We start from the raw sequence: 9,364 nt of genomic DNA on the forward strand, positions 1-9,364 counted from the left end.
AAATCCAGCCAACTCGCAACGTGCGGCGGCTCGCGGGCCGCGAGCCCGGCGAGGCGCTTTCTTCGAAGGCGATGGCGCGTCGCGGCTTCCTGCCGGCAGCGGGCGGAACTGAACATCGTTGTTTCCACGGGATCCGCGCCCTTCGTCTAGAGAGCGCCAACATCGGATTGAGACCATGACCAAGATGACCACCGCGGAACTGCGCGGCTACCAGCAGATATGTGGCAAGGACGGGGCCATGGTGGCCATCGCCTGCGACCAGCGCGGCGGCATGCGGACCTTGCTGGCGTCGGACCCGGACGAACAGGCCAAGATCACCAATGACATGCTCGGCGACACCAAGGCCGACATCACGCGCTACCTCGCAAGTGCGGCGTCCTGCGTGCTGCTCGACCCGCTCTGCGCGGTGCCGCGCATTGTCGACGAAGGCGTCTTGAACCGCGATACGGCGCTGCTCATCGGCCTCGACGCTTCCGGTTTCGATATCTCTCCCGAAGGTTACCGCCTGTCGCGCCTCGTTCCCGGCATCGACGCGCGCCGCGTCCGCGCACTCGGCGGCACCGGCGGCAAGATCATGGTGTATCTCAGAGCCGACAAGCCTGAAGCCAACGACCACAACATCGCCATCCTGCGCCAGTGCATCGCCGATTTCGGACAAGAGGACCTGCTGCTGGTCGTCGAGTTCCTGACCTATCAGCTCGACGGGGAAAGCCCCGAGGACTATGCGGCCAAGACGCCATGGCTTGTCGAGGAAGGCACCAGGATTTCGCTGGAGTGTGGCGCCAAGGTCCTGAAGCTTCCCTACCCCGGAACGGCGGAAGCCTGCGCCAACATCACCAGAATGGCCGGCGAGGTGCCGTGGGCGGTGCTTTCGGCCGGCGTCAACCACGCGACCTTTCTCGGCCAGGTCAAGATCGCCATGCAGAATGGCGCCTCGGGCGTCATCGCCGGCCGCTCGCTGTGGAAAGATTGCATCTCGCTCGACCGTGACATCCAGCGCGAAAGGCTTAAGACCATCGCAGTGCCGCGATTGCGTGAAATCCAGGCCGTGATCGGGCACTACCGGCAGAAAGCCGCTGCCTGACAGTTGCGTTGGACGAGAGCTGATCCAGCGAAAGTGTGAAGCGGCTTTGCGTCCGGAATTGCGTGAACACAGATGCAGGACGCCATGCCTCAGAGCATAGGAATAGATATCGGCGGCACCAATCTGCGTGCCGCCCGCATTTCCGGCACCGGTGAAATCCTCAAGCGCGTTTCCGAAAAAAGCGCGCCCGACCCGGAGCTGGTGCTCGGTCGTATCGCTGACATGGTGCGCCTTCTCGACACCCCGGATGTGAAGGCCATCGGCGTCGGCGTTCCGGGCCGCGTCGATGCGCGGCGCGGCGCGGTGCTGTCGGGCGGCTATGTCAACCTCGCCTCGGTTGCGCTGGCCCAGCGCCTGAAAGACATGACAGGCAAGCCTGTCGTCATCGACAATGACTGCAACATGGCGCTGGCCGCCGAGATGGCGCTCGGCGCCGGGCGCGGCCATGGCAACATCGTCATGTTCACCATCGGCACCGGCATTGGCGGCGCCGTCGCCCAGGATCGGCGGATCACGCGTGGTTCGGCAACGGCGGGCCAGCTCGGCCACATCACCGTCGACGTCAATGGCGAGGTCTGCGCCTGCGGCCGTCGCGGCTGCGTCGAGACCACCAGTTCGGGAACCGCGCTCGGCCGTCATATTGCGCGCGCCGGGCTCGGCGCCGATACTTCGGTCGATCAGCTCTTTGCCCGCGATGCAGCCGGCGATATCCAGGCGCGCGGCGTACTGGACGCCTGGGCGAAACCGCTGCGGGCCGCCATCGACACCGCCGTTGCCATGCTCGCTCCCGATCTGGTGCTGCTTGGCGGCGGCCTTGGCCGGGCGGCTCACGCAGCACTCGGCCGCGCGCCGGCGCTGGCACCCTGGTACCAATGCCAGGTCGAAGCAGCACAACTCGGCGACGACGCCGGCGTGATCGGCGCCGGCCTCCAGGCACTGGCGGGGGACCAGCACACGTCGCCCCCGACCCAGTCCAGCCGCCTGCGGCGCGCCGTGCTCGTCAACGGCATCCCCGCCAGCGGCAAGAGCACCGTCTCGCGCGGCATCGCCGATCGCATGGGCTGGCCGCTGCTGGCGCTCGACACGATCAAGAACCCCTTTCTCGAAGTGCTCGGCGGCGGCGACCGCCTGTTCAACCGCACGCTGGGCCGCGGCAGCTACCAGGCGATCTGGTCGGTGGTCGGCGAAGCGCCGGCCGGCACCACCTTCATCGTCGATGCCTGGTTCGGCTTCCAGCCGCGCGAGGTTCTCGAGGATCATCTGCGAAATGCCGGCGTCGAGCAGACTTTCGAAATCTGGTGCCACGCGCCCGGCAAGGTGCTCGCCGAGCGCTATGGCGCCCGCCTCGACCAGCGCCCCGCTGGCCATCCCGGTGCCGCCTATATTCCCGAACTGATCGAGCTCGCCAAGCGCGCCGAGCCGCTGCGGCGCGGACCGCTATTCGACGTCGACACGACGAAGCCGATCGACTTCGATGCCATCACGGCCTGGTTGCGGGCGACGATGGCCGGCGGCGCATAGACAGTCGGAAGACCCGTTCAGTCGCCGCTACAGACGTGAAGTTCCGTTCCGGCCGCCTCGATGACCGCGCGCAGCGCCGGTTGCGGCTCACGATCCGTGACGATGTCGGAAAGCGCGCTGAGAGCGCAGATCCGTTCGAGGCTGTTGCGGCCGAACTTGTCGTTGGTCACCACAAGCGCTGTGGACAGCGCGCGAGAGATCATAGCCCGCTTGACCGCCGCCGCCCCCGAGATCATGTCGCTGGGCCCGTCCGCGGACAGGCTCGATGCTCCGATGATGGCAATGTCGGCATTGTAGCGCCTGACGAATTCCACCGTATCCTCACCGACCACGCTGGCTTCTCGGCTGTCATAGGTGCCGGGGCACAGGATGACCCGAAAGCTCGGATTGGCGCCGGTCACCGAGGCCACGCCGATGGAGTTGGTGATGATCGTCAGCTCCCGCTTCAGCTGCGAGAGACCGCGCGCCACCTCATAGGTCGTCGAGCCGCCATCGATCATCACGATCTGGCCCTTCTCAACCAGTCCGGCCGCACCGCGCCCGATCCGCGCACGCTCCTCGATCATGGTCTGGCTGCGCTCGGCGATCACCGGCTCGGATGTCGCCAGCGAGATCGTCGCACCGCCATAGGTTCGGTTGAGCAACCCCGCATCGCCAAGCTCGATAAGGTCGCGCCGGATCGTTTCGCCGGCGACACCCAGGCGCAAAGCGAGCCTGGAAACACGGATCGAGGCCGAGCGGCGCACTTCCGACAGGATGAGCTCATGCCGCTCCTTCTTCGACAGCCGGCTCTGCTCCATGATCTGTCCTCCGCGAAGTCTGGAACATTAGCGGCACCGACGTTGATGGGGAAGGAGTCCCGCGAGCACGATTTGAGCGCCGAGGAACGCGCCTTCGTCGAACGCCGCCGCCAGGAGCTGAGACAGGACGGCCTCGTCACCGAAACCTATCGGCGCGTCGGCGTCCGCGAAGCCCTGATGCGGCTGGCGTCGGCCGGTCCCGATCGAGACACGGCCGCTGCCGTCTGATTAATAGCCGACCGTAAAACGCTGCCTGATGTGGGCCGGCTTCTCGATCTCGTCGACCATGACGATGGCGTAGTCCTCGAAGGAGATGCTGCTGCCCTTGTCCGAGGCCAGTAGCGTGTCCTTGCCAAGACGGTATTTGCCGGTGCGCTCGCCCGGTACGAACATGGCGGAGGGCGACAGGAACGTCCAATCGAGGTCGCCGACGGTTTTCAGCTTGTCGAGGAAGTCGGCGCCCTTCTGTGCCTCGGCCTTGTAGATCGCAGGGAATTCGGGCGTGTCGACCAGCCTTTTACCGGGCGCGACCTCAAGGCTGCCGGCGCCGCCGACAATGAGATAGCGCTTGACGCCGGAAGCACGCACTGCGGCGATCAGCGTGTCGGGGTCGCTGTCAACGAAATGCACGGCGCTGATCACCACATCATGCCCATGGATCAGCCTGGCGAGACCTTCCTTGTCGAAGACATCGCCCTTCCTGGCCGTCACACGGGGCAGCGCGGCGATTTTTTCGGGGTGGCGGGCAATGCCGGTGACCGTATGGCCACGGTCGGAGAGTTCCTTGAGCAGGCGCGAACCGACAGCGCCCGATGCGCCGATGAGAGCGACTTTTGCCATGTCCTTTTCCAGTCCTTGTTGGAGGTCAGTTGTGGATCACGCCGCCGCGATATGGGCGACGAGATTGTCGAAGCTGCCAAACAGCGCATTCGAACCGATGAGCCGCGGTGCATCGTTGCGGATGACTGCCAGCGAAGGCACGCCGTTGGCATGCAGGCGCTGGAACAGCGCTCGGCCACGGCCGACCAGTTCGGCATGAACCGTCAGCACGGTTTCGGCCGGCTTCCTCAGCATGGCGGCGGCATCGGCCATGCCGGTATCGGCGAGCACGGCGGCTACGCCTTCGGCAGTCACGATATCTCGGCCGTCGACATAGCGCGCACGCTGGATCGCCTTCAGTGCTGTGAGCCGTCGGCTGGGATCTTCCAGTCCGGCGGCGCTGATGCCGAGGGTTGCCGCATGCGAGTCGAGCAAAGTGCCACGGATGCCGAGGACATTGCGCTGATAGGCCTGCGTGAATGCCTGTCCGGTCAGACGCTCGATGCGCTGGTCGTTCGCCCATGCATGTGCGGCAAAGCCTTCATCCATCGGCAGCGCACCGGCGCCGGAGAACAGCCCGGTCGCCAGCGGCTCGATGCGCACGCCGCTGGCCGACAGCCTGTCCAGCATCGGCGTGGCGCCGTAGCACCAGCCGCAGAGCGGATCGAAAAGGTAAGTCACGTCTGAATTACTCACGAGCGCTGCCTTCCTTGGTACGGACTGTCGGCTGACGGGCCGCCAAAAAGTCTTGGCCGTATGTGGCAGGCGGAGATCTTGCTATAAACAGCGCTCAATAATATAAACTGTCTGATTTAATCAGACAAAAGCAGCCGCCTTGGCCGACCTTCTGAACCTCAATCGGCTCGTCTACTTCACCACCGTCATGGAAACCGGCTCGTTCACATCAGCTGCGGACCGGCTTGGCGTCGCCAAGGCCGTGGTCAGCCATCAAGTCGGCAGGCTCGAAGAGGAACTGGGCGCGACGCTGCTGCAGCGCACGACGCGGCGCGTCACCCCGACGGAAGACGGTCGCCTCTTTTATGATCGCGCGATGATCATCCTGCGTGAGGCGGAGTCGGCCTATGGCGAGATTTCGCAGGCAGCGGTCGAGCCGAGCGGAACGCTGAGGCTGACCGCGCCGCTCGACTACGGCACCAGAGTGGTGGCGCCGGTCATGGCGGCATATCTGAAAGCCTATCCGCAGATGCGCGTCGAAGCGATCTTCGACGACGCGGTGAGCAATCTGGTCGACGAGCAGATCGATCTCGGCATCCGCGTCGGCTGGCTTGCTGATTCCTCTAACCAGGCGCGGCGACTGGGCACGATTCAACAGATCGTCGTTGCGAGCCCAGCCTTCGCGGCAGACCTGCCCGCGGATGCGAACCCGAACCAGGCGCGATCGCTGGCCTGGGTCGGCAATGCCCAGCTGCGCGGCGTCGGCCAATGGTTGTTCTCTAAGGACGGCGACACGGTGCTGACCGAACTCAATCCCGTCGTCGTCTGCGACAAAAGCCCGGCGGCCTATGCTTGCGTGATCGCCGGCATCGGTCTGGGCATATTTCCTGACTATGCGGTCGATGAGGATATCGTCGGGGGTCGGCTTGTGCGGATATTCGCGCAGTGGACCTTGCCGACCGGCGGCATCCACGCGGTGTTCCCGCCGGCCCGCTTCCGGCCCGCCAAGGTGCGCGCCTTCGTCGAATTGCTCGCCGCGGCCGAGCGAAAGCGAGCACGCGGCGTCGCCAGGGGGTGAGTCCGCACACAGCACGCAATGTCAGTGGAGGCTTACATCGGAACGCTTTGGCCTTAGCCGTGTTTCGATCGTGCTCAAACGCAAAACGGCCCGCTGGTTTGAGCCAGGCGGGCCGTTTATGATTTGGTTTTGGGGAGAGGCTTTGCGTTTCTGACCGGCGGCGTCGGCAAGGCCTCGTTGCGGACGGCTGATGAGGGTTAACTCGCCGGGCACCACGGCTAAATATAAAAGAGCCCGCACGAGGGCGGGCTCTTTTGTATTTGGTTGCGGGGACAGGATTTGAACCTGTGACCTTCAGGTTATGAGCCTGACGAGCTACCGGGCTGCTCCACCCCGCGTCACCATTGGATGTAAGCGCAAGCCTACAAATAGGTAGATGGCTCACCAAATGAAAGGGCCGCTTGCGCGGCCCGTGGTCCCTTGGCGGGCCTTGTTCGTAGAGAGAAGATTTCACTGACATCCGATTGGATGTGAGTTCAACGTGCGTTTAGCAGACCTGGCAGCGACCTACTCTCCCGCGTCTTGAGACGAAGTACCATCAGCGCTGGAGCGTTTCACGGCCGAGTTCGGAATGGGATCGGGTGCAGCCGCTCCGCCATAACCACCAGGTCGGCAAAACGCACGTTGTTCGAGAAGCTGTTTTTTGTGCCTTGGACGTTCTTTGATCTTGGCGCCTTTCGAAGCGAAGCTTCGCAAGGTCGACCGACCGTCGGCGCTGATGCACCGCACCCACGTAGCGCCCGCCCGCAGGGCGGAACAAGCGTGAGTGAGAACAAACCATCTGACCTTGTCAGATGGGCATAAGGAATGAGAACGATCAAGCCGATCGAACTATTAGTACCGGTAAGCTTCAAGCGTTGCCGCTCTTCCACACCCGGCCTATCAACGTGGTCGTCTTCCACGGTTCTCAGGGAATACTCGTTTTAAGGTGGGTTTCCCGCTTAGATGCCTTCAGCGGTTATCCCGTCCGGATATAGCTACCCTGCTATGCGGCTGGCGCCACAACAGGTCCACCAGAGATCCGTCCATCCCGGTCCTCTCGTACTAGGGACAGATCCTTTCAATATTCCTACACCCACGGCAGATAGGGACCGAACTGTCTCACGACGTTCTGAACCCAACTCACGTACCGCTTTAAATGGCGAACAGCCATACCCTTGGGACCTGCTCCAGCCCCAGGATGCGATGAGTCGACATCGAGGTGCCAAACAACCCCGTCGATATGGACTCTTGGGGGTCATCAGCCTGTTATCCCCGGCGTACCTTTTATCCGTTGAGCGATGGCCCTTCCACGCGGGACCACCGGATCACTATGACCGACTTTCGTCTCTGCTCGACTTGTCAGTCTCGCAGTCAGGCAGGCTTATGCCATTGCACTCAGCGAACGATTTCCGACCGTTCTGAGCCCACCATCGCGCGCCTCCGTTACTCTTTAGGAGGCGACCGCCCCAGTCAAACTACCCACCATACATTGTCCCGGACCCGGATAACGGGCCGCGGTTAGACATCCATAGTAATAAGGGTGGTATTTCAAGGGTGGCTCCACCTGAGCTGGCGCCCAGGTTTCAAAGCCTACCACCTATCCTACACATGCCACTACGAATGCCAATGTAAAGCTATAGTAAAGGTGCACGGGGTCTTTCCGTCTAACCGCAGGAACCCCGCATCTTCACGGGGAATTCAATTTCACTGAGTCTATGCTGGAGACAGCGGGGAAGTCGTTACGCCATTCGTGCAGGTCGGAACTTACCCGACAAGGAATTTCGCTACCTTAGGACCGTTATAGTTACGGCCGCCGTTTACTGGGGCTTCGATTCAGAGCTTGCACCCCTCCTCTTAACCTTCCAGCACCGGGCAGGCGTCAGACCCTATACGTCGTCTTGCGACTTCGCAGAGCCCTGTGTTTTTGATAAACAGTCGCTACCCCCTGGTCTGTGCCACCCTCCTCCACTTGCGTGGAAAAGGGTCACGCTTCTTCCGAAGTTACGCGTGCAATTTGCCGAGTTCCTTCAGCATAGTTCTCTCAAGCGCCTTGGTATACTCTACCAGACCACCAGTGTCGGTTTCGGGTACGGTTTATAAGGAGGAGCTATTTCCTGGAACCACGCAGCAGCCCGTTCAATCCGATAAGATTGGACTACCTCAATGATCCGTCACTACCTCCAAGCCCACGAATATTAACGTGGTTCCCATCGACTACGCGTTTCCGCCTCGTCTTAGGGGCCGGCTAACCCTGCTCAGATTAGCTTTAAGCAGGAACCCTTGGTCTTTCGGCGGGGGAGTCTCTCACTCCCCTTACGTTACTCATGTCAGCATTCGCACTTCTGATACCTCCACCACCCCTCACGGGTATGGCTTCATCAGCTTACAGAACGCTCCGCTACCGCTCGTGATTGCTCACGAACCCTAAGCTTCGGTGTATGGCTTTAGCCCCGTTACATTTTCGGCGCAAAGACCCTTATTTAGACCAGTGAGCTGTTACGCTTTCTTTAAATGATGGCTGCTTCTAAGCCAACATCCTGGTTGTTTTGGGATCCTCACATCCTTTCCCACTTAGCCATAACTTGGGGACCTTAGCTGTAGGTCAGGGTTGTTTCCCTTTTCACGACGGACGTTAGCACCCGCCGTGTGTCTGCCGACTAGTACTCCCAGGTATTCGGAGTTTGGTTAGGTTTGGTAATCCGGTGAGGACCCCTAGCCCATCCAGTGCTCTACCCCCTGGGGTATTCGGTCGACGCTCTACCTAAATAGATTTCGCGGAGAACCAGCTATTTCCGAGTTTGATTGGCCTTTCACCCCTAGCCACAAGTCATCCCGAACTATTGCAACAGTTATGGGTTCGGTCCTCCAGTAAGTGTTACCTTACCTTCAACCTGCTCATGGCTAGATCACTCGGTTTCGGGTCTAATGCGACGAACTGAACGCCCTGTTCAGACTCGCTTTCGCTGCGCCTACACCTAGCGGTTTAAGCTTGCTCGTCACACTAAGTCGCTGACCCATTATACAAAAGGTACGTGGTCACCCTTGCGGGCTCCCACTGTTTGTAGGCAATCGGTTTCAGGTACTCTTTCACTCCCCTTGTCGGGGTGCTTTTCACCTTTCCCTCACGGTACTAGTTCGCTATCGGTCATGCACGAGTACTTAGGCTTGGAGGGTGGTCCCCCCAATTTCAGACAGGATTTCACGTGTCCCGCCTTACTCGAGGACGATTGATTGCATTACGCGTACGGGGCTGTCACCCACTATGGCCCTACTTTCCAGAAGGTTCCGCTTGTCTCTCAATCGCCACTGGCCTGGTCCGGGTTCGCTCGCCACTACTTCCGGAGTCTCGGTTGATGTCCTTTCCTACGGGTACTTAGATGTTTCAGTTCCCCGCGTTCGCCACTT

At 61.4% G+C, this 9,364-nt stretch carries 7 protein-coding genes, 1 tRNA gene and 2 rRNA genes (1 of these 10 only partly in view); 4 read left to right on the forward strand and 6 right to left on the reverse strand.

The features are described from left to right. The first annotated feature begins 175 nt into the window (after positions 1 to 175). Positions 176 to 1,084 carry a tagatose-bisphosphate aldolase gene (locus tag D3242_RS17715; RefSeq protein ID WP_064980958.1) on the forward strand — a complete coding sequence of 303 codons (909 nt, stop codon included), beginning with the start codon at positions 176 to 178 and terminating at the stop codon, positions 1,082 to 1,084. Between the two features lie 84 nt (positions 1,085 to 1,168). Next, positions 1,169 to 2,605 carry an ROK family protein gene (locus D3242_RS17720; RefSeq protein ID WP_223217853.1) on the forward strand — a complete coding sequence of 479 codons (1,437 nt, stop codon included), beginning with the start codon at positions 1,169 to 1,171 and terminating at the stop codon, positions 2,603 to 2,605. A gap of 17 nt (positions 2,606 to 2,622) precedes the next feature. Here the strand turns inward: D3242_RS17720 and D3242_RS17725 are convergent, their stop codons facing one another. Continuing rightward, positions 2,623 to 3,405: a DeoR/GlpR family DNA-binding transcription regulator gene (locus tag D3242_RS17725; protein WP_038649863.1), complete on the reverse strand. Its 783-nt coding sequence runs from the start codon at positions 3,403 to 3,405 to the stop codon at positions 2,623 to 2,625. A 45-nt stretch (positions 3,406 to 3,450) separates the two neighbouring features. Between D3242_RS17725 and D3242_RS17730 the strand changes: the two genes are divergently transcribed. After that, positions 3,451 to 3,633, forward strand: a complete 183-nt coding sequence (locus D3242_RS17730; RefSeq protein WP_019861327.1) for a hypothetical protein — start codon at positions 3,451 to 3,453, stop codon at positions 3,631 to 3,633. Here D3242_RS17730 and D3242_RS17735 read toward each other — a convergent pair whose 3' ends face one another. Together D3242_RS17735 and D3242_RS17740 are read right to left on the reverse strand one after the other, a co-directional pair. After that, positions 3,634 to 4,245 carry an NAD(P)-dependent oxidoreductase gene (locus tag D3242_RS17735; protein WP_064980962.1) on the reverse strand — a complete coding sequence of 204 codons (612 nt, stop codon included), beginning with the start codon at positions 4,243 to 4,245 and terminating at the stop codon, positions 3,634 to 3,636. It abuts the gene before it with no gap. A gap of 36 nt (positions 4,246 to 4,281) precedes the next feature. Further along, positions 4,282 to 4,920 (reverse strand): DsbA family protein, encoded by a 639-nt coding sequence (locus D3242_RS17740; protein WP_019861330.1) that lies wholly within the window; start codon positions 4,918 to 4,920, stop codon positions 4,282 to 4,284. Between the two features lie 139 nt (positions 4,921 to 5,059). Between D3242_RS17740 and D3242_RS17745 the strand changes: the two genes are divergently transcribed. After that, complete coding sequence (locus D3242_RS17745) at positions 5,060 to 5,977, forward strand: LysR family transcriptional regulator (RefSeq protein WP_064980964.1); 918 nt, start codon at positions 5,060 to 5,062, stop codon at positions 5,975 to 5,977. Positions 5,978 to 6,238: 261 nt separating this feature from the next. On the opposite strand, the gene D3242_RS17750 is transcribed toward D3242_RS17745, so the two are convergent. The 3 genes from D3242_RS17750 to D3242_RS17760 form a co-directional block, all read right to left on the reverse strand. Next, a tRNA-Met gene (locus D3242_RS17750) sits at positions 6,239 to 6,315 on the reverse strand. A gap of 156 nt (positions 6,316 to 6,471) precedes the next feature. Next, a 5S ribosomal RNA gene (rrf, locus tag D3242_RS17755) occupies positions 6,472 to 6,586 on the reverse strand. 204 nt (positions 6,587 to 6,790) lie between these two features. Continuing rightward, a 23S ribosomal RNA gene (locus tag D3242_RS17760) occupies positions 6,791 to 9,364 on the reverse strand; it runs 226 nt beyond the window's last position.

Origin of the sequence: Mesorhizobium jarvisii, assembly GCF_003601985.1 — a bacterium.
Classification (GTDB): domain Bacteria; phylum Pseudomonadota; class Alphaproteobacteria; order Rhizobiales; family Rhizobiaceae; genus Mesorhizobium; species Mesorhizobium jarvisii.

Bases quoted from the DNA above. Each gene is read 5' to 3' on its own strand.
- D3242_RS17730 (WP_019861327.1), top strand. From the start codon at position 3,451: ATGGGGAAGGAGTCCCGCGAGCACGATTTGAGCGCCGAGGAACGCGCC.
- D3242_RS17725 (WP_038649863.1), bottom strand. From the start codon at position 3,405: ATGGAGCAGAGCCGGCTGTCGAAGAAGGAGCGGCATGAGCTCATCCTG.
- D3242_RS17715 (WP_064980958.1), top strand. From the start codon at position 176: ATGACCAAGATGACCACCGCGGAACTGCGCGGCTACCAGCAGATATGT.
- D3242_RS17735 (WP_064980962.1), bottom strand. From the start codon at position 4,245: ATGGCAAAAGTCGCTCTCATCGGCGCATCGGGCGCTGTCGGTTCGCGC.
- D3242_RS17720 (WP_223217853.1), top strand. From the start codon at position 1,169: ATGCCTCAGAGCATAGGAATAGATATCGGCGGCACCAATCTGCGTGCC.